This window comes from Microbacterium sp. RU33B, from assembly GCF_900155915.1.
In the GTDB taxonomy this organism is placed as follows: Bacteria; Actinomycetota; Actinomycetes; order Actinomycetales; family Microbacteriaceae; genus Microbacterium.
This window is the reverse complement of the sequence record NZ_FTPO01000002.1, coordinates 268,030-288,156: the sequence shown is the minus strand read 5'-3', so window position 1 is coordinate 288,156 and position 20,127 is coordinate 268,030. Positions and strand designations below refer to the sequence as shown.

Annotated in this window: 11 protein-coding genes; 10 read left to right on the top strand and 1 reads right to left on the bottom strand. The window is 70.7% G+C overall.

Features of this window, described 5'->3' with window-relative positions; translation table 11 throughout:
- The first annotated feature begins 30 nt into the window (after positions 1 to 30).
- The gene (gene recQ / locus B0B14_RS10960; protein ID WP_076681667.1) at positions 31 to 2,040 is read left to right on the top strand and encodes a DNA helicase RecQ; all 2,010 of its coding nucleotides are present in this window, start codon (positions 31 to 33) and stop codon (positions 2,038 to 2,040) included.
- Positions 2,041 to 2,086: 46 nt separating this feature from the next.
- Complete coding sequence (locus B0B14_RS10955) at positions 2,087 to 3,868, top strand: glycoside hydrolase family 3 protein (protein WP_256714364.1); 1,782 nt, start codon at positions 2,087 to 2,089, stop codon at positions 3,866 to 3,868.
- Here B0B14_RS10955 and B0B14_RS10950 read toward each other — a convergent pair.
- Complete coding sequence (locus B0B14_RS10950; protein ID WP_179085311.1) at positions 3,865 to 4,659, bottom strand: glycoside hydrolase family 16 protein; 795 nt, start codon at positions 4,657 to 4,659, stop codon at positions 3,865 to 3,867. The genes B0B14_RS10955 and B0B14_RS10950 overlap by 4 nt on opposite strands.
- Before the next feature lie 221 nt (positions 4,660 to 4,880).
- On the opposite strand from B0B14_RS10950, the gene B0B14_RS10945 reads away from it, so the two are divergent.
- The 8 genes from B0B14_RS10945 (at position 4,881) to B0B14_RS10910 (ending at position 20,118) form a co-directional block, all read left to right on the top strand.
- Positions 4,881 to 6,986 (top strand): acyl-CoA dehydrogenase family protein, encoded by a 2,106-nt coding sequence (locus B0B14_RS10945; RefSeq protein WP_076681664.1) that lies wholly within the window; start codon positions 4,881 to 4,883, stop codon positions 6,984 to 6,986.
- 49 nt (positions 6,987 to 7,035) lie between these two features.
- Entirely contained in the window at positions 7,036 to 7,608 is a 573-nt protein-coding gene (locus B0B14_RS10940) for a DNA-3-methyladenine glycosylase I (protein ID WP_076681661.1), read from the top strand.
- Positions 7,609 to 7,684: 76 nt separating this feature from the next.
- Positions 7,685 to 8,287, top strand: coding sequence for a TetR/AcrR family transcriptional regulator (locus B0B14_RS10935; RefSeq protein WP_076681657.1), 603 nt, complete (start codon positions 7,685 to 7,687; stop codon positions 8,285 to 8,287).
- An 11-nt stretch (positions 8,288 to 8,298) separates the two neighbouring features.
- Positions 8,299 to 10,548: an LLM class flavin-dependent oxidoreductase gene (locus B0B14_RS10930; protein ID WP_076681653.1), complete on the top strand. Its 2,250-nt coding sequence runs from the start codon at positions 8,299 to 8,301 to the stop codon at positions 10,546 to 10,548.
- A 164-nt stretch (positions 10,549 to 10,712) separates the two neighbouring features.
- On the top strand, positions 10,713 to 10,946 hold the full coding sequence (locus B0B14_RS10925) for a CopG family transcriptional regulator (protein ID WP_143733706.1): 234 nt from the start codon (positions 10,713 to 10,715) through the stop codon (positions 10,944 to 10,946).
- Positions 10,943 to 11,371: a TA system VapC family ribonuclease toxin gene (locus B0B14_RS10920; protein WP_076681647.1), complete on the top strand. Its 429-nt coding sequence runs from the start codon at positions 10,943 to 10,945 to the stop codon at positions 11,369 to 11,371. Before B0B14_RS10925 ends, B0B14_RS10920 begins: the two co-directional genes overlap by 4 nt.
- A gap of 176 nt (positions 11,372 to 11,547) precedes the next feature.
- Entirely contained in the window at positions 11,548 to 13,893 is a 2,346-nt protein-coding gene (locus B0B14_RS10915; protein WP_076681644.1) for an ATP-binding cassette domain-containing protein, read from the top strand.
- 171 nt (positions 13,894 to 14,064) lie between these two features.
- Positions 14,065 to 20,118, top strand: a complete 6,054-nt coding sequence (locus B0B14_RS10910; protein ID WP_076681641.1) for an Ig-like domain-containing protein — start codon at positions 14,065 to 14,067, stop codon at positions 20,116 to 20,118.
- Positions 20,119 to 20,127 lie beyond the last annotated feature (9 nt).

Below are 20,127 nucleotides of genomic sequence, written 5' to 3'. Positions count from 1 at the left end.
GCTGTCGTCACCCGCGGTTAGGGTGTTCGGATGGCCACGACTTCTGGATGGGATGCCGATCCCTACGCGGATCTCGTGTGGAGCCCCGACGACATCGCCCCGCCCGACGACTTCGAGGCGCCGCCCGAGGAGTACGCGGCACACCGCGCACCCGCCCCGGCTCCGTCGCCCGCCCCGGCTGCCGGCCCTCCCCGGCGCGACTTCACGGGTGCCGATCCCGCCGCCGTTTTGCGCGAGGTGTTCGGCTACGACGCCTTCCGCGGCGAGCAGGCCGCGATCGTCCAGCAGGTCGTCGACGGCGGCGACGCGGTCGTGCTCATGCCGACCGGCGCCGGCAAGTCGATCACGTACCAGGTGCCCGCCCTCGTGCGCCGCGGCACCGGGCTCGTCATCAGCCCGCTCATCGCCCTCATGCACGACCAGGTCGACGCCCTCATCTCGAACGGCGTCCGTGCGGCCTACCTGAACTCCACTCAGCAGGCTGCCGAGCGCGCGGCCGTCGAGCGCGCGTACCTCGCGGGCGAGCTCGACCTCCTCTACGTGGCGCCCGAGCGCCTGAACTCGGGTCAGACGACCGCCTTCCTCCAGCGGGGCACGCTGAGCGTGATCGCGATCGACGAAGCGCACTGCGTGTCGCAGTGGGGCCACGACTTCCGCCCGGACTACCTCGCCCTGAGCGACGTCGGCGAGCGGTTCCCCGGGGTTCCGCGCATGGCCCTCACGGCCACCGCCACCCGCGAGACCCACCGCGAGCTCACCGAGCGGCTCCGGCTCCCCGATGCCCGGCACTTCGTGTCGAGCTTCGACCGTCCGAACATCCAGTACCGCATCGACGCCAAGGTCGATCCGCGCCGCCAGCTCACGGCCTTCATCTCGTCGCTGCACCAGGCGGCCGCGCCCGGCGAGAGCACGGCCGGCATCGTCTACGCCCTCAGTCGCAAGTCGGTCGAGCAGACGGCCGAATACCTGCGCGCTCAGGGGATCGATGCCCTGCCGTACCACGCAGGGCTCGACGCCGCGGTGCGCTCTGCCAACCAGAGCAGGTTCCTCCGTGACGAGGGCGTCGTGATGGTCGCGACGATCGCGTTCGGCATGGGCATCGACAAGCCCGACGTGCGCTTCGTCGCCCACATCGACCTGCCGAAGTCGGTCGAGGGGTACTACCAGGAGACGGGCCGGGCGGGCCGCGACGGCGATCCCTCGATCGTGTGGATGGCGTACGGGCTCGGCGACGTCGTGCAGCAGCGCCGGCTCATCGACCAGTCGCCCGGGGATCGTGCCTTCAAGACCCGCATGGGTCAGCACCTCGACGCCATGCTCGCCCTGTGCGAGACGGTCGGATGCCGCCGCCAGAACCTGCTCGGGTACTTCGGCGAGGCATCCGAGCCCTGCGGCAACTGCGACACGTGCCTGGAGCCGCCCGAGACCTACGACGGTCTCGTCCCCGCGCAGAAGCTCCTGTCGACCATCGTCCGGCTGCAGCGCGAGCGCGGTCAGGCGTTCGGCGCCGGTCACCTGATCGACATCCTCCGCGGCAGCTCCACCGAGCGCATCCGGCAGCAGGGCCACGATGCGCTCGCCACGTACGGTCTGGGAGCGGATCTGTCCGAGCAGGACTGGCGCTCGGTCGTGCGACAGCTGCTCGCCCGCGGGCTTCTCGTCGCTCAGGGCGAGTACGGCACGCTCGCGCTCGGCGAGGCGGCCGCGGGCGTGCTCCGCGGCGAGACCGCCGTCCCGCTGCGTCGCGACACGATCGGCCGCACCGGGGGAGCCTCCGCCCGCGCCCGGAAGGCCGCCGCCACCGACAGTCTCGACGCGGGTGACCGGAGTCTGTTCGAGGCGCTCCGCGCCTGGCGTGCCGAGCAGTCGCGCGCGCAGGGTGTTCCGGCCTACATCGTCTTCGGCGACGCGACGCTGCGCGCGCTGGCGGAGCATCGCCCCGCGACCATGGCCGACCTCGAGGGCATCGCGGGCATCGGGGCGAAGAAGCGCGAGGCCTATGGAGAAGCGGTGCTCGCTGTCGTCGCGGCCGACGCGTAGGACATCCCTTGAAAACCTAGTGACCACTAGGTTTATGATGGCCAGCATGAGCGATGATGCTGACCGTCCCTGGTTCGACGCGAACCGCACGCCCGACGAGCGACTCGAGCTGCTGCTGGCCGAGATGTCTCTCGAAGACAAGGCGGGACAGCTCTTCCACGCGATGATCACCGCCGGTCCGGGCGGCACTCTCGCCGAGGAGCAGGCCGCGTTCGGCCTCCCCTCGAACGCGGCCGCCGTCGAGGGACTGCGCATGACGCACTTCAACCTGTTCGGCGCTCAGGACTCCGCCGCAGACATCGCCCGCTGGCAGAACGCCCTGCAGGCGCTCGCCCGCAGCACGCGCCTCGGCATCCCGGTCACGATCTCCACCGACCCGCGCAACCACTTCAGCGACAACCCCGGCGCGGCGATCCTCGCCGGCCCCTTCTCGAAGTGGCCGGAGACGCTGGGGCTGGCCGCGCTCCGCGACGCCGCCCTCGTGCAGCGCTTCGCCGACATCGCGCGCCAGGAGTACACCGCCGTCGGCATCCGGGTGGCGCTGCACCCGCAGGTCGACCTGGCGACCGAGCCCCGCTGGGCGCGGCAGCTGCAGACGTTCGGAGAGGACGCGGCCCTCACGTCCGAACTCGGCGCGGCCTACATCCGCGGGTTCCAGGGCGACGCGCTCGGCGCCGACTCGGTCGCGACCATGACGAAGCACTTCCCCGGGGGCGGGCCCCAGAAGGACGGGGAGGATCCGCACTTCGCGTACGGCCGCGAACAGGTCTACCCCGGCGGCCGGTTCGACCTGCATCTGCTCCCGTTCGAGGCCGCGTTCGCCGCCGGGACGAGCCAGATCATGCCCTACTACGGGATGCCGGTGGGCACGGAGCACGACGAGGTCGGCTTCGCGTTCAACAAGAGCGTCATCACCGGTCTGCTGCGCGAGCACTACGGCTTCGACGGCATCGTGTGCGCCGACTGGGGAGTGCTCAACGACCGGCCGATCATGGGCCACCCGTATCCCGCACGCGCCTGGGGCCTCGAACACCTCACACCTCGGGAGCGGGCGCTCGCCGCACTGGACGCCGGCGTCGATCAGTTCGGCGGCGAGTCCAGCCCCGATCTCATCGTCGAGCTCGTGCGCGAGGGTCTGCTCGACGAGGCCCGTCTCGACGTCTCGGTGCGCCGCCTCCTCCGCGAGAAGTTCCGCCTCGGACTCTTCGACGACCCGTTCGTCGACGTCGACGCCGCGGCGCGCATCGTCGGCAGCGAGCAGTTCCGCGCGGCGGGCGAGGCCGCCCAGCGCGCGTCGATCACGGTGCTCACGAACCGATCAGACGATGCCGGGCCCATGCTGCCGCTGCGCCGCGGCATCCGGTTGTACGTCGAGGGGATCGATCGCGAGGTGGCCGCCGCCTACGGCGAGGTCGTCGAGCGGGTGGAGGACGCGGATGCCGCCGTGATCCGCCTGCACGCACCCTACGAGGTGCGCGGGACGCCCTTCGAAGACCACTTCCACGCGGGATCGCTCGAGTTCGCGCCCGAGGTCGTCGCGCACGTGACCGGGATCGCCGCCGCGGTCCCGACCGTCGTCGACGTCTTCCTCGATCGCCCGGCGATCCTGGCCCCGCTGGTGGAGGCCGCGGCCGCCGTCACGGCGAACTGGGGAGCATCCGGCGCCGCACTGCTCGACGTGCTGACCGGCGCGGCGACGGCGCGGGGGCGGCTGCCCTTCGACATCCCGCGGTCGACGGCAGCGGTCGAGGCATCCCGCCCCGACGTTCCCTTCGACACGGAGGATCCGCTGTTCCGGTTCGGACACGGGCTCGACCTGGGCTCCTAAGCCGGCGGGAAGCTGCGCACGCGCTCGACGCGGAAGCGGTGCGGCAGCGCGGCGGTGTCGCGCGGACGATCGGCCGAGGGCAGCTCGTACAGGTCGAGCATGAGCTGCACGGGGTAGTCGATCGCCTGCCGGACGGTCGCCACCCGCCGGCCGTCGATGAAGAAGCGCAGGCGATCCGGCATCCATTCGACCGCGTAGTCGTGCGGCCGGGTGAGATCGCCGTCGACGCGCACTCTGTCGAACTCCCTCGTGAGCCGTGGATCGTTCTGCGGCTTCACCCCGACCCCGACCCACCCGCCCTCGTCGTCGAGATCGGAGCCGAAGATCTCGGCGATGCAGATCTCGCCGCAGTCCTCGGGTGCGTCTTCGAACCCGATCGCCCACAGGGCCACCATGGCGTCGGGATGCCGGACGGCGCACAAGCGCGCCTCGATGACGCCGAAGTGCGGCAGCCAGAGCCGATGCTCCGGCTGCTCCTCGCGCACCACGAGTCCGCTCCGGAAGCGGTGCTGACCCGCCCCGCTGCCGAGCGGCCCCGACCTTTGCCCGGTCTGCAGATGGGACACCCGCACGTCGCCGTCCCATTCGGGAGCCCACGGGGGAGTGTCTTCGTCGATGCGCAGCTCGAGACCGTCGTCGACCGAGAACCGCGCCGCGGATCGTGCGCGCGATGACCAGTGCGGCGTGTAGTGCGGCCACCACCGCGACGCATCGAGCTCCGTACCCGCGAAGCGCTCGTCGACATCCGCGATCCGGTCGGACAGATCGAGCGGCGCGTCGTCGTGTTCCATGCGCCCGGCTCCCTTCGTCTCCGACATCCTCCGACAGGCCCCCGACATTCCGCCGGTCTGAACGCGGGCTGTGCGCCCTGTCGACACCGCACAATCCCGCCGACCGACGAGGGTGCGGCCCGTTGTCGAGGAGTCACAACCGAGTTGGGTCGGCGTTGTGGGACACCTACCGTGATAACTGATCTTCCCCCCGCCGAGACTCACAGCCGAGAGGTGTTCCGATGGCCGACGCCGCCGTTCGCTCCAAGAAGCCCGCCACCAGCAAGCGCACGCCCGCAGGTGGCGCGCCCACCGCGCCGCACACGGCCGAAGAGGCCCACGAGCCCCGCATCGATGTGCCCGCCGTGACCGATCTCCTGCTCGGAACCTGGGCCGACACCCGCCGTGAAGCGCGCGAGATGATCAAGGACCCGGCCTTCTGGCGCATCGAGGGCATGCCGATGGCCGAGCACCGCGAGCGCGTGATGTCGCAGCTGCACCTCCTCGTCGAGCACGGCGGGTCGCGTCGCGCATTCCCCGAGGAGTACGGCGGCCTGAACGACAACGGAGCGAACCTCGCGGGCTTCATGGAGCTGGTGCTCGCCGATCCGAGCCTGCAGATCAAGTCCGGCGTGCAGTGGGGACTCTTCGGCTCGGCGGTGTACCAGCTCGGCACGAAGCCGCACCACGACGCCTGGCTCGAGGGCATCATGGACCTCACCATCCCGGGTGCGTTCGCGATGACCGAGACCGGCCACGGATCGGATGTCGCAGCGATCGGAACGACGGCGACGTACGACCCCGACACGGAGGAGTTCGTCATCCACACGCCGTTCCGCGGGGCGTGGAAGGACTACCTCGGCAACGCCGCCGTGCACGGCAAGGCGGCGACGGTCTTCGCGCAGCTCATCACCGGCGGCGTCAACTACGGCGTGCACTGCTTCTTCGTGCCGCTGCGCGACGACGAGGGCGCGTTCCTGCCCGGCGTCGGCGGCGAGGACGACGGTGTCAAGGGCGGCCTGAACGGCATCGACAACGGTCGCCTGCACTTCGATCACGTGCGCGTCCCGCGCGAGAACCTGCTGAACCGCTACGGCGACGTCGCCGCCGACGGCACCTACTCGAGCGAGATCGACAGTCCCGGCCGTCGCTTCTTCACGATGCTCGGAGCGCTCGTCCAGGGGCGCGTGTCGCTCGACGGCGCGGCGACCACCGGCACTGCCCTCGCGCTGTACATCGCCCTGACCTACGCGGGTCAGCGTCGCCAGTTCGACTCGGGCACCGGATCGGACGAGGTCGTGCTGCTGGACTACGGCAAGCACCAGCGCCGCCTGCTGCCGCTCCTCGCCCAGAACTACGCGCAGTTCTTCGCCAACGACGAGCTGCTGAAGAAGTTCGACACCGTCTTCAGCGGGAAGAACGACACTCCGCGGGAGCGCGAAGACCTCGAGACGCTCGCGGCGGCCCTCAAGCCGCTGTCGACGTGGGCGGCGCTGGACACGATCCAGGAGTGCCGCGAGGCGTGCGGCGGCTCCGGCTTCCTCGCCGAGAACCGCTTCACGAGCCTGCACGCCGACCTCGACATCTATGCGACGTTCGAGGGCGACAACAATGTGCTGCTCCAGCTCGTCGGCAAGCGGCTCCTGTCGGACTACGCCACGCAGTTCAAGAACGCGGATGCCGCCTCCCTCGCCAAGTTCGCGGTCGGACAGACCGCCGGCAAGCTCTTCCACGGCGCGGGCCTGCGTCAGCTGGGCCAGACGGTCGCCGACTTCGGCTCGACCGCGCGCTCGGTCGAGCTGGGGCTCCGGGCCGACCAGCAGCACGATCTGCTCGCCGGTCGCGTGCAGCAGATGATCTCGGATGTCGCCGCCGCGCTGCGCCCGGCCGCCAAGCTGTCCCCTGCCGAGGCCGCGGCGCTGTTCAACGCGCACCAGGCCGAGCTCATCGAGGCGGCGCGGGCGCACGGCGAGCTGCTGCAGTGGGAGGCGTTCACCGACGGTGTGAACCGCGTCCAGGACGCCGGCACGAAGCAGGTGCTCACGTGGCTGCGCGACCTGTTCGGTCTGTCGATGATCGAGAAGCACCTCGCGTGGCACATGATCAACGGTCGGCTGTCGACGCAGCGCGCGGCATCCGTCTCGCGCTACATCGACCGTCTCGCCCTGCGGCTGCGGCCCCATGCGCAAGACCTCGTCGACGCCTACGGCTTCGAGCCCGAGCACGTGCGCGCCCCGATCGCCTCGGGCGCCGAGAAGGCGCGCCAGGACGAGGCGCGGGCGCACTACGCCGCACTGAAGGCGTCGTCGGACGCGCCCGTCTCGGAGAAGTCGCTCAAGAAGAAGTGAGCGCGGCCGTCGAGCCGAGGGTGTCGGCGCCCGGTCGTACGCTGAGCCGATGAGCATCCGCATCGGGGACGACGGGATCGCGCGGTGCGCGTGGGTGGGCGCCGACGCCGAGTACGCGCGGTACCACGACGAGGAGTGGGGCCGTCCGCTGCACGGCGATCGCGCGCTGTTCGAGAAGATGTCGCTCGAAGGGTTCCAGGCGGGGCTGTCGTGGATCACGATCCTCCGCAAGCGTCCGCGGTTCCGCGAGGTGTTCGACGGCTTCGACCCGTCCGCGGTGGCCGCCTTCGACGAGGGCGACGTCGAGCGGCTGATGCAGGATGCGGGCATCATCCGCAATCGCGCCAAGATCCTGGCGACGATCTCGAACGCGCAGCTCGTCCTCGACATGCGGCCGGGGGAGCTGGATGCCTTCCTGTGGTCGTTCGCTCCGGATGCGCAGCAGCGCCCGGCGTCGTTCGCCGACGTGCCCGCCACGACCGCGGAGTCCGACGCGATGAGCAAGGCGCTCCGAAAGCGGGGCTTCCGCTTCGTCGGCTCCACGACGATGTACGCGCTCATGCAGTCCTCCGGGATGGTCGACGACCACGTCGCCGGCTGCTGGCGCGCCGGAGCCGCCTGACCCCGTCTGTGCAGGAGCGCCGTACCGGTACCGCATAAACGGATAGATCATCCGTTTATGCGGTAGCATCGACGTCATGAGTCCTCGAGCCGATGCCGTACGCAGTCGCGAGCGCATCCTGGCGGTCGCCCGCGAGCACGACGCGCGGGCGCTGCGTCTCAACGACGTCGCCCGCGACGCCGGGGTCGGGATCGGCACGGTCTACCGGCACTTCCCGACGGTGCACGCCCTCGTCGAGGCGCTCAGCGTCGACTCGCTGACACGCCTCACGGCCGCGGCGGCCGCCGCCGCGGACGAGCCCGACTCGTTCGCCGCTCTTCGCCGCTTCCTCGGCGTCGCGCTCGATCTCCAGCTGCACGACGCCGGCCTGGAGGCCGTCCTCACCGATCTCGCGCGCGCCGACCCCGCCGTGCACAGCGAGTGCACGGCTGCGCGGGCCGAGGTGTTCGCCGGCTACGCCACCGTCCTCACGCGCGCGCAGCGCGACGGAGTCGTGCGCGCCGACCTCTCGCCCGCCCAGCTGCAGCGCCTCGTCTGCGGCATCGAGCACGCGGTGCGCCTCGGCGACTCGGCCGACCGCGCCGTGCTGCTCGACGTTCTCCTGTCGGGCATCCGCCCCGCATCCCCTTCGCGCATCGGCACGCATGATGCGCAGGCCGCCCTCGCGGCGGCGAGCTGAAAGGACAGTCCATGGACTACGGACACCGGCTCGAGTTCGGAGCCTTCCTCACCCCCGCCGCCGGCGATCCGTCGGTCCCCGTCGCTCTGTCGCAGGTTGCCGAGGCATCCGGACTCGACCTCGTGACGTTCCAGGACCACCCGTATCAGCCGTCCTTCCTCGACACGTGGACGCTCATGAGCTTCGTCGCGGCGCGCACCGACCGCATCAGGATCGCGCCCAATGTGCTCAACATCCCGCTGCGCCCTCCGGCCGTCGTGGCGCGCAGCGCCGCCAGCCTCGACCTGCTCTCGGGCGGCCGGTTCGACCTCGGTCTCGGGGCCGGCGGATTCTGGGACGCGATCGAGGCGATGGGGGGCGGCCGCCTGACGCCCGGCGAGTCCGTCACGGCTCTCGAAGAGGCGATCGACGTCATCCGCGAGCTGTGGGACACGAGCGAGCGCCGCGGCGTGTTCACCGATGGCACGCACCACCGGGTGCACGGCGCGAAGCGCGGTCCGCGGCCCGCCCACGACATCCCGATCCTCGTCGGCGCCTACAAGCCGCGCATGCTGGCCCTCACCGGACGCAAGGGCGACGGCTGGCTGCCGTCGCTGGCGTACATGAAGCCCGGCGACCTCGACCGCGGCAACGCCGCCATCGACGCGGCCGCCGAGGAGTCCGGCCGCGATCCGCGCGAGATCCGTCGTCTGCTGAACGTCGGGCAGCTCGCGACCGACCCGCGGGAGTTCGCCGAGCGGCTCGCCCGGCTCGCGATCGACGACGGCATCAGCACGTTCATCCTCGCGAGCGACGATCCCCGCGGGCTCCGCGAGTTCGGTGAAGACGTGGCCCCGGTAGTGCGAGAGCTGGTCGCCCGAGAGCGGGCGCAGCGCGGCACCGCCGAAGCGTCCGGCCGCTCCGCGGCGGCGCTCTCCGCTCGACGCCCGGGCATCGCCTACGACGACATCCCCGCCGGTCTCGCGGCCATCGAGCCGGGCGACTTCGGCTATGCGGACGTGCGCGCCACCTACATGCGCGGCGGCTCGCCCGGCATCGTTCTCCAGCCCGATTCGCCGCAGCAGGTGGCCGACGCGATCGCGTTCGCGCGCCGGCATCCGCAGCTCCCGCTCGCCGTGCGCAGCGGCGGCCACGGCATCAGCGGACGCAGCACGAACGACGGCGGCATCGTGATCGACCTGCGACGGCTCGACGGCATCGACGTGCTCGACGAGGAGCGGCGCCTCGTGCGCGTCGGGCCCGGCGCGCGGTGGACGCACGTGGCCGATGTGCTCGGCGAACGGGGCTGGGCCCTGTCGTCGGGCGACTACGGCGGCGTCGGCGTCGGCGGCCTCGCGACGGCGGGCGGCATCGGCTTCCTCGCTCGCGAGCACGGCCTCACGATCGATCACCTCCGCGCGGCGGAGATCGTGCTCGCCGACGGCTCCCTCGTCCGAGCGGATGCCGAGGAGAACCCCGAGCTGTTCTGGGCCGTCCGCGGCGCCGGGGCGAACGTGGGCATCGTGACGTCGTTCGAGTTCGAGGTCGACGACGTGGGGCAGGTCGGCTGGGCGCAGCTCGCCTTCGAGCTCGACGATCCGGCCGCGTTCATCGAGGGGTACGGCCGCATCGTCGAAGCGGCACCGCGCGACACGACGCTGTTCCTGCTCATGGGCGCTCCCCGTCGGGGGCAGCCGCAGATCGCGCAGGTGTACGGCGTGATCGATTCCGACGACCCCGACACGATCATCGCGCGGCTGCAGCCGCTGGCCGAGCTCGCACCGCTCGTGCAGCAGTCGGTCGCCTTCACGACGTATCCGCGGATCATGGCGAACGCCGACCTGGGCCCGCAGCGTGAAGTCGGCGAGCCGCACTCCCGGTCGGGCCTGATCGAGCACGTCACGCCCGAGTTCGCCGCCGCGGCGACGCGGATGCTCGCCGGCGGCGACAGCTACTTCTTCCAGCTGCGCGCGGTCGGCGGTGCCGTCGCCGACGTGGCGGAGGAGGCGACGGCCTACGCCCACCGCTCGGCGAACTTCTCCGTGGTGGCTCTCGGCGGAGATCCGGCGCGGCTCGATGCGGCCTGGTCGACGATCGCCTCGCACGTTCAGGGCATGTACCTGAGCTTCGACAGCTCGCTGCGGCCGGAGCGCATCGCCGAGGCGTTCCCTCCCGCCACCCTCGCGCGGCTGCGGGCGATCAAGGCGGCGGTCGATCCCGACGGAGTCTTCCGCGACAACTTCGCCGTCGCGATGCCGCCGGTGGCGGACGCCGCGGCCTGACCGCCGCCCTTGCGCACCTCCGCATGTTCCGCGCCGGTGCGGCGCGTCGGCGCCTCTAGACGCGCGGGATGCTCCGCCCGTGCGGAGTCGTGCACCCGACAGCCATTCGCGCCTGCGACCTCGGTCTCGTTGACAGCTGATGCGTGATGCGTGATGCTCGATGCATGCGCACCACCTTGTCGATCGACGACGACGTGCTCGCGGCGGCGAAGCAGTTCGCCGACTCCCGCGGGATCACCCTCGGCGAGGCGATCTCGCAGCTCGCCCGTGCCACCCTCACGGAGCGGCGGCGGCACGGCGGCACGCGCAACGGGATCGTGCTGCTGCCCGGGCCGTCATCGCCCGTCCCCGCCGCGACGCTCGACGACGTGGTCGCGCTGCGGGACGACGCGCCGTGACGCGCCATCTCCTCGACGTCGACGTCGTGATCGCGCTGATCGATCCGAACCACGTGCACCACGACCGCGCCCACCGCTGGTTCGCGTCGCGCGCAGCCGCGCCCTGGCACACGAGCCCGACCGTGCAGAACGGCGTCGTACGCGTCGTCAGCGATCCCGACTACCCCAACACCCAGCCGGCCCCCGTCGTGCTCGCGAGTCTGTCGAGCCTGGTCGCCCATCGCGACCACGTGTTCCTCCCCGACGCCGTGAGCCTGCTGGATGCGTCGGTGCACACCGAGCGCCTGCTGGCGAGCTCGCAGGTGACCGATTCGTACCTCCTCCACCTCGCGGCATCCAACGACGCGAAGCTGGCCACGTTCGACACGCGCATCGTGACGACGGCCGTGCCTTCGGGCGGGGACGTCGTCCGCCTCATTCCCTGACGACTCGCGTCGAGAACCGTAGGAGAATCCGCGGAGCCGGACAGTCTCAGGCGCACGAGTCGGCGTGTCTCCTACATCCTCGACACCGCAGGCACCCCCGAACCGAGCAGGATTCAGGAAGCAGGATGTCCGCGAGGCGGTGCACACTGTAGGGTCGCACCGATCCGAGGGGGAACATGTCCGACCACCACATCGCTGACTCGCACGAGGTCATCCGGGTCATCGGCGCCCGGGAGAACAACCTGAAGAACGTCAGTGTCGACATCCCGAAGCGTCGCCTGACGGTCTTCACCGGGGTCAGCGGGTCGGGCAAGTCGTCGCTCGTCTTCGGCACGATCGCGAACGAGTCGCAGCGGCTCATCAACGAGACGTATCCGACGTTCGTGCAGCAGTTCATGTCGCAGCTCAGCCGCCCCGAGATCGACGGCCTGGAGAACATCAGCCCGGCGATCATCGTCGATCAGGAGCGGATGGGCAGCAATTCCCGCTCGACGGTCGGCACCGCCACCGACGCGCACGCGATGCTGCGGATCCTGTTCAGCCGGCTCGGTCAGCCCCACGTCGGATCGCCCCAGGCGTTCTCCTTCAACATCCCGTCGGTCAGCGGCGCGGGAGCCGTGACCTTCGAGAAGGCCGGCAAGACCGTCAAGGAGCGCCGCTCGTTCGAGGTGACGGGCGGCATGTGCCCGCGCTGCGAGGGCCTGGGAGAAGTGAGCGATGTCGATCTCGACGAGCTCTTCGACAAGACGAAGTCGCTCGCGGACGGTGCGATCACGATCCCCGGCTACACCGTCGACGGGTGGATGGTGCGCGGCTTCACGGAGTCGGGCCTGCTGGACCCGGACAAGCCGATCCAGGACTACACCGACCAGGAGCGCGAGGACTTCCTCTACAAGGAGCCCACGAAGGTCAAGATCCAGAACATCAACATGACCTACGAGGGTCTGGTGCCGAAGATCACGAAGTCGTTCCTCACGAAGGACCGCGACTCGCTGCAGCCGCACGTGCGCGTGTTCGTCGACCGGGCCGTGAAGTTCATGGCGTGCCCCGACTGCGGCGGCTCCCGTCTCAACGAGGGGGCCCGCTCGGCGAAGATCAACGGGATCAACATCGCGGATGCCGCGGCCATGCAGATCACCGACCTCGCGGCGTGGCTGCGCACGGTCGACGACCCGTCGGTCGCGCCGCTCCTGCACACGCTCCGCCACACGATCGACTCGTTCGTCGACATCGGACTCGGCTACCTCTCCCTCGACCGCTCGTCCGGCACGCTGTCGGGCGGCGAGGCGCAGCGCACGAAGATGATCCGCCACCTCGGCTCCCCCCTCACCGACATCTCGTACGTGTTCGACGAGCCGACCGCAGGTCTCCACCCGCACGACATCCAGCGCATGAACGCGCTCCTGGGGCTCCTGCGCGACAAGGGCAACACCGTGCTCGTCGTCGAGCACAAGCCGGAGGTCATCGAGATCGCCGACCACATCGTCGATCTCGGGCCGGGTGCCGGTCGGCACGGCGGCGAGATCCAGTACACGGGGGATGTCGCGGGCCTCCGCGCCTCCGGCACGATCACCGGTCGCCACCTCGACCACCGCGCGAAGCTCAAGGACGCGACGCGCACGCCGACCGGCAAGCTCGAGATCCGCGGCGCGACGCAGCACAACCTCAAGAACGTCGACGTCGACATCCCGCTCGGCATCCTGACCGTGGTCACCGGGGTCGCGGGCTCGGGCAAGTCCTCGCTCATCCACGGCAATGTGCCGGCGTTCGACGACGTCGTGGTCGTCGACCAGGCGCCGATCAAGGGCTCGCGCCGTTCGAGCCCCGCCACCTACACCGGGCTCCTCGACACGATCCGTGCGTCCTTCGCGAAGGCGAACGGCGTCAAGCCCGGGCTGTTCAGCGCGAACTCCGAGGGGGCCTGCCCCGCCTGCAAGGGACTCGGCGTCATCATCACCACGCTCGGCTTCACCCAGACCGTCGAGACGAACTGCGAGCTGTGCGGCGGCACCGGCTTCAGCGACGATGTGCTGGAGTACCTCCTCGACGGAAAGAACATCGCCGAGGTGCTCGCGATGTCTGCGTCGGAGGCGGCCGACTTCTTCACGAAGGGTCCGGCGCAGACGACGCTCGCGCGGATGATGGATGTCGGCCTGGGCTACATCACTCTCGGTCAGGCGCTGAACACACTGTCGGGCGGGGAACGCCAGCGACTCAAGCTCGCGATCTCGATGGCCAAGAAGGGCGCGATCTACGTGCTCGACGAGCCGACCACCGGCCTCCACCTCGCCGACGTCGACAACATGCTCGGGATGCTGGACCGCCTCGTCGCGGCCGGCAACTCGGTCATCGTGATCGAACACCATCAGGCGGTCATGGCGCACGCCGACTGGATCATCGACATCGGCCCGGGTGCCGGCCACGACGGCGGCACGGTGGTGTTCGAGGGGACGCCCGCCGACCTCGTGTCGCAGGGCGCGACGCTGACCGCGCAGCACCTCAAGACCTACGTCGGCGGCTGACCGCGCACACCGTCAGCGTCCTCCCAGGAGTGCGGAAGAAGACGGTCCATACCACTGGATGGTGCGGGTTAGGGTTAACGAACCACCACACCTGTTGTGTGGAGCGCCCGGCACGGAGCCGGGGCCCGACGCTTCGCAGAGGAAACGTGCCTGGGGGAGGCTCGAGCTCACATGAAGTCGTTCGCATGGTTGCGCGCGCGCCCGCGCACCCTGGCGTCGGCCGGCGTCGTCACGGCATCCGCCCTCACGATCACGCTGCTCGCCGTCGGCTACGAAGGCTTCCCCACGACCGAGGTCGACCTGCACGACGGCGGGGTTTGGGTCACCAAGAGCTCGGCGATGCTGGTCGGACACTTCAACCACGAGTCGCAGGTGCTCGACGGCGGCCTGCGTACGACGGGCGACCAGTACGACATCCTCCAGTCGGGTGAGACCGTTCTCGTCGTCGATTCAGGCGATGCCACCGTCACCACGATCGACCCCGCGATGGTGGTCCTGACCGATTCGGCCCAGCTTCCGGCGGGAGCCGAGGTCGTCCTCGGCGGACCGACGGTGGCGGTGATGAACCCGTCGTCGGGCGATCTCTGGGTCGTGCCGTCGGAGGGCATCGACGCGTTCGAGTTCCAGGGCACCGACCCCGTCGCCACGCTGGGCGAGGGCGCCGCGGTGACGGTCGGCACCGACGGCACCGTCTTCGCGGTGTCCGGCGCGGACGCGACGATGCTCACGATCCCCGTCGACGCCGAGGGTTCGCCCGGCGACGTGTCGTCGCGCGACATCGACGCGGAGGAGCTCCGCGACGTCTCGATCACGGCGGTCGGCTCCGTCGCGGTCGTGCTCGACGGCGCCTCGGGTGCCCTCTACACGTCGGAGGGCCGCACGTTCGAGATCGCCGAAGGCGACAGCGCCGTGCTGCAGCAGCCGTCGGAGGCCGCCGACGCGGTGACGCTCGCGACGGCATCGTCCCTCGTGCGGGTGCCGTTCGACGGCTCCGACCCCTCGATCACCGACGCCGACGCCGACGGCGTCCCCGCCGCGCCCGTGTGGCTCAAGGGCTGCGCGTACGCGGCCTGGTCGGGCTCGGCGACGTTCGCCCGCGACTGCGTCGGCGAGGCATCCGATCTGAAGGGCGCCGTCGACGGCGCGGCCGCCGAGTCCGTGCTCCGCTTCCGCGTCAACCGCGACGTCGTCGTGCTCAACGACATCATCGGCGGCGCCGCGTGGATGGCCAGCGAGAGCATGCAGCGCGTCGACAACTGGCAGGACGTCACGCCGCCCGAGGGCGAGACCGAAGAAGACGAGCAGACCACGGAGGAGTCCGTCGAGACGACGCTCCCCGAGCGCAGCGACATCAACACGCCGCCGATCGCCAATCCCGACGAGTTCGGCGTGCGCCCCGGTCGCACCACGTCGCTGCCCGTGCTCGACAACGACAGCGACGCCGACGGCGACGTGCTGACGGCATCCGCCTCCGGCGGCGGCCCGGGCTTCGGCACGGTGCAGCCCGTCAACAACGGCGCGGCCCTGCAGATCGCGGTGCCGGCGGATGCCGAGGGCTCGACGACGTTCTCGTACGAGGTGGATGACGGCCGCCAGGGCCGGGCGACGGCCACCGTCACCCTGAACGTGCATGGGTTCGAGATGAACTCCGCACCGACGCAGAAGCGCACGACGACCGTGACGGTCGAGTCGGGGGCATCCGTCACCTACAACGTGCTGCCCGACTGGATCGACCCCGACGGCGACGACGTCTTCTTGAAGTCCGTCGTCGCGACGGACGGCGACGAGGCCGACTTCACGTCCGACGGCCGCATCACCTACCGCGCGTTCGGCGGCACGCAGGGTCGCAAGGAGGCCGCGATCGTCGTGTCGGACGGCACCGACGAGGCTGCAGGCGTCGTGCGCTTCGACGTGCGTCCGGTCGGGTCGACGGTTCCCGTCACCAACGCCGACCACGTCGTCGTGCGCACGGGGCAGACGATCACGATCTCGCCCCTGGTGAACGACACGAGCTCGGGGCGTGAGCAGCTGCGCCTCGCCCGCGTCGATGAGACCCCCGGCGCCACGATCGTGCCGGACTTCGCGAACAAGACCTTCACGTTCAGCGCCGAGGTCGCCAAGGTCTACTACGTGCAGTACCTCGTCTCGGCGGGCGCCAACGCCGTGCCCGGACTCGTGCGCGTCGACGTCATCGACGGACCGGGGGACGACCTTCCGCCGATCGCGGTGCGCGACGTCGCTCTGCTGCCCAGCGGCGGCGAAGTGCTCGTCAACGTGCTCAGCAACGACACCGATCCCGCGGGCGGCATCCTGGTCGTGCAGTCGGTGACGGTCGAGCCCGGCACGGGCGTCGCCGTCGCCGTGCTCAACCACGAGACCCTGCGCATCGCCGATCAGACGGCGCTCGCGGAGCAGGTGCGCATCACGTACCGGATCTCGAACGGGTCGAAGACCGCCGAGGGCGAGGTCGTCATCATCCCCGTCCCGGCGCCCGCGCAGCTGCGGCCGCCGGTGGCCAACGACGACACCGCGGTCGTCCGCGCCGGCGACGTCGTGACGATCCCCGTGCTCGAGAACGACTACCACCCCAACGGCGACAAGATCCACGTCGCCCCGGCACTGGTGGCGCCCCTGCCCGATGCGGCCGACGGCGAGATCTTCGTGTCGCAGGACACGGTCCGCTTCAAGGCGAGCGATGAGCCCGGGACGGTCTACGCCACGTACGAGGTCGTCGACAGCACGGGGCAGAAGGATGCCGGATACATCACGATCCAGGTGCTGCCGGTCAACGTCGAGACGAACGCCGCGCCGCGCCCGCGCGACCTCACCTCGCGGGTGCTGAGCGGATCGCGCGTGCGCATCGCGGTGCCGCTGGACGGCATCGACCCCGAGGGCGACTCCGTGCAGCTCGTCGGCGTCGACAGGGCGCCGACGAAGGGCCGCATCGTCGAGACGGGCGCCGACTACCTCCTGTACGAGGCGTTCGAGGGCTCGACGGGTGTCGACGCGTTCACCTATCGCGTGCGCGACCGCCTCGGCAAGGAGGCGACCGCGCCCATCCGCATCGGCATCGCACCGGCAGAAGGCGTCAATCAGGCGCCCTACGCCGTGAAGGACGCCGTCATCATGCGCCCGGGTCGCACCGTGGCCGTGCCGGTGACCGCGAACGACTCCGACCCCGACGGCGACCGCTTCGGCCTCGTCGCCGACGGGCTGGTGCTCCCCGACGTCGACGGCTTGACGGCCGTCGTGCAGGGCGGGGATCGCGTCGTGGTCACCTCGCCCGACCGCCCGGTCGAGACGTCGCTGCAGTACACGATCCGCGACGCGCGCGGCGCCGAGGCGATGGCGGTGCTGCAGATCACGGTCGCCGAAGACGTGCCGCTGCAGCGCCCGATCGCGCGCGATGACCGCGTCCTCGCGCAGGACCTGACCGAAGACGACACGGTCGACGTCGAGGTGCTGGCCAACGACGAAGACCCCGACGGCACGCGCGAGGCGCTCGAACTCACGGTGCAGGGCGACGCCGCCCGCGTGCTCGCGAACAACCGCATCCGCGTCACCCCGGGCGAGACCGATCAGCTGCTGACCTACACGATCACCGACCAGGACGGCCTCGCGGCATCCGCGTTCATCTTCGTCCCGGCGCTCGGCTCGGTGCCGCCCGTCGCGAAGACCGACGGCGTCGAAGTGCGCAGCGGCGAGACGATCGAGATCCCTCTGGCCGATCACGTGCAGGCCGCGGGCGGCAAGCAGGTCGTCATCACCGAGGCCGAGCGCGTGTCGGCGGTGCACGCCAATGGCGCATCGCTCGTGAAGGACGAGAAGACGCTCGTCTACACGTCGGCCGACCGGTACTTCGGCCAGGACGCGATCACGTTCGAGGTCACCGACGGCACGAGCCCCGACGACCCGAAGGGTCGCAAGGCCACGCTGTCGATCCCGATCACGGTGCTGCCGCCCGAGAACCAGCAGCCGTCGTTCGTCGACGGGCAGATGGATGTCGCACCCGGCGAGGACGCGACGTCTCTCGACCTGCGCGCCCTGACGACCGATCCCGATCCCGACGACCTCGCCGGCATGTCGTACCGACTCGTCGGCTCGGCGCCCGGCGGCTACTCCGCCGCGATCGACGGTGCGAGCCTGCGGGTGTCGACCGAGGCTGCGACGGCTAAGGGCTCGACCACGGTGCTGACCGTGGAGATCTCCGACGGCGAGACCGAGCCGATCCGCGGAAGCGTCACCGTGCGGGTCACGGCGTCCACGCGTCCGCTCGCGACCGCCAACGACGACACGGTCGCCGAGGCGTTCCAGGGCCGCATGACGCCGGTCTCCGTGCTCGCGAACGACTTCAACCCGTTCCCCGACACTCCGCTCGCGCTCATGTCGGCATCCGTGGAGACCGGTGTCGGGACCGCCCGCGTCGCCGGCGACCGCGTCGAGGTCGTACCCGACGACGACTTCTTCGGCACGATGGTCGTGCGCTATCGCGTCGCGGATGCCACGAAGGATCCCGACCGCGAGGTCGAGGGCCGCATCCGGCTCACGGTGCAGGGCCGCCCCGACGCCCCCGGCACGCCGACGGTGTCGAGCGTGCAGGACAAGACCGTCGTGCTGGCGTGGAGCCCGCCGCCGAACAACGGCGCCGTCATCACCGGCTACACCGTGACCTCGGTCGCGGGCAACGCCTACACGCGGGAGTGCCCCGCCACGACCTGCACTCTGACGGGACTCACGAACAACGTCGAGTACAACTTCGTCGTGACGGCGACCAACGCCGTGGGCACGAGCGAGCCGTCCGCGGCATCCGAGACGGCGCGTCCCGACGCCCGACCCGACACCCCGAACCCGCCCACCCTCGCCTTCGGCGACCGGAGCCTGGACGTCGCGTGGCAGACGCCGACGACGCCGGGCTCGCCGGTCGAGTCGTTCACCCTCGAGATCTCGCCGGCACCGCCGTCGGGCATCGCTCAGAAGACCAACGTCACCGGCAACACCACCCGGTGGGAGGGTCTCGAGAACGGCGTGAACTACCAGGTGCGGGTGCGCGCGCACAACCGGGCGCCCGAGCCGTCGACCTGGAGCGGGTACTCCGCCCCGATGGTCCCGGCTGCTCCCCCCTCCGCCGCCGGCGCGCCGACCACCACGCGCCTGGAGCCCGTGCCGCCGCGCGCCCAGATGCAGGTCGCCTGGAGCCCGCCGGCCAACAACGGCGACCCGATCGACGAGTACCGCCTCAACATCATCCGCGGCGGTTCGGTCGTCTCCACGATCACCGGGATCGCCGGCAGCCAGACGACGCAGGCCGTGTCGATCGACGCGTCGACCACCGACTACACGTTCACCGTCGCCGCCCACAACAAGGCCGGATGGGGTGCCGACAGCGCGGCCTCCGCTCCGCGCCGCGCGTTCACGGCGCCGGGTGCCCCGACGGGCGTCACCGCGTCGACCCCCGCGCCCGACAGCGCCATGGTCGTCTCGTACACCCCGGGCGCCGCCAACGGCGCGAACACCGGCGAGATGCGGTACGAGTACAACGTCGGCGGCGGCTGGGCCGCGCTCAACGGCAACCGGATCACGGGACTGTCCAACGGCACGAGCTACACGGTGCGCCTCCGCGCGGTCACGACGCTCGACGGCGTGACGTACTACGGCGCGGAGTCCGCCCCGTCGGGCGCCGCGGTTCCGTACGGCGTGCTCGGCGCCCCGAGCGTGAGCGCGACGAACCTCGGCACGTCCGTCCGGCTGAACTGGGCGGCGCCCGCGGGGAACGGCCGCACGCAGCAGATGTACATCAGCATCAACGGCGGCGGCTGGCAGGCGGTGGGTGCCAGCGGCAGCCAGACCCACGGCAACGGCTACGACCAGACGTACTCGATCAGGGCGCGCGTGACCGACAACGCCAACCCGGCGCAGGCGGCCGAGAGCAACACGGTGAGCGCCAAGACGGACTCGCCGCCGCCGCCGCGACAGTGGTACATCACCGCGCCGACGTACGCGACGTGCATCCAGCCCGACTTCAGCTACAGCCGCTACAACGCGAACGGACCGTCGTGCTCGTCGTACTGGCTGCGCGCGAGCGACGGGCCCCAGCGCGTGGACTGCTACATCAACAACTGGAACGTCGAGAGCGACACCGTGTGGTTCCGGATGCCGGACCGCGGCGGTCACTGGATGAGCCGTGCAGGCACCTCGGGCGACATGTCCGGCATGCCCACGTGCTGACCCTCCCGG

What these genes read in the sequence shown, in the direction of transcription:
- B0B14_RS10925 (WP_143733706.1), top strand. Translation starts at nt 10,713, where the DNA reads ATGCGCACCACCTTGTCGATCGACGACGACGTGCTCGCGGCGGCGAAG.
- B0B14_RS10950 (WP_179085311.1), bottom strand. Translation starts at nt 4,659, where the DNA reads ATGGAACACGACGACGCGCCGCTCGATCTGTCCGACCGGATCGCGGAT.
- B0B14_RS10940 (WP_076681661.1), top strand. Translation starts at nt 7,036, where the DNA reads ATGAGCATCCGCATCGGGGACGACGGGATCGCGCGGTGCGCGTGGGTG.
- B0B14_RS10945 (WP_076681664.1), top strand. Translation starts at nt 4,881, where the DNA reads ATGGCCGACGCCGCCGTTCGCTCCAAGAAGCCCGCCACCAGCAAGCGC.
- B0B14_RS10935 (WP_076681657.1), top strand. Translation starts at nt 7,685, where the DNA reads ATGAGTCCTCGAGCCGATGCCGTACGCAGTCGCGAGCGCATCCTGGCG.
- recQ (WP_076681667.1), top strand. Translation starts at nt 31, where the DNA reads ATGGCCACGACTTCTGGATGGGATGCCGATCCCTACGCGGATCTCGTG.
- B0B14_RS10915 (WP_076681644.1), top strand. Translation starts at nt 11,548, where the DNA reads ATGTCCGACCACCACATCGCTGACTCGCACGAGGTCATCCGGGTCATC.
- B0B14_RS10955 (WP_256714364.1), top strand. Translation starts at nt 2,087, where the DNA reads ATGAGCGATGATGCTGACCGTCCCTGGTTCGACGCGAACCGCACGCCC.
- B0B14_RS10910 (WP_076681641.1), top strand. Translation starts at nt 14,065, where the DNA reads ATGAAGTCGTTCGCATGGTTGCGCGCGCGCCCGCGCACCCTGGCGTCG.
- B0B14_RS10930 (WP_076681653.1), top strand. Translation starts at nt 8,299, where the DNA reads ATGGACTACGGACACCGGCTCGAGTTCGGAGCCTTCCTCACCCCCGCC.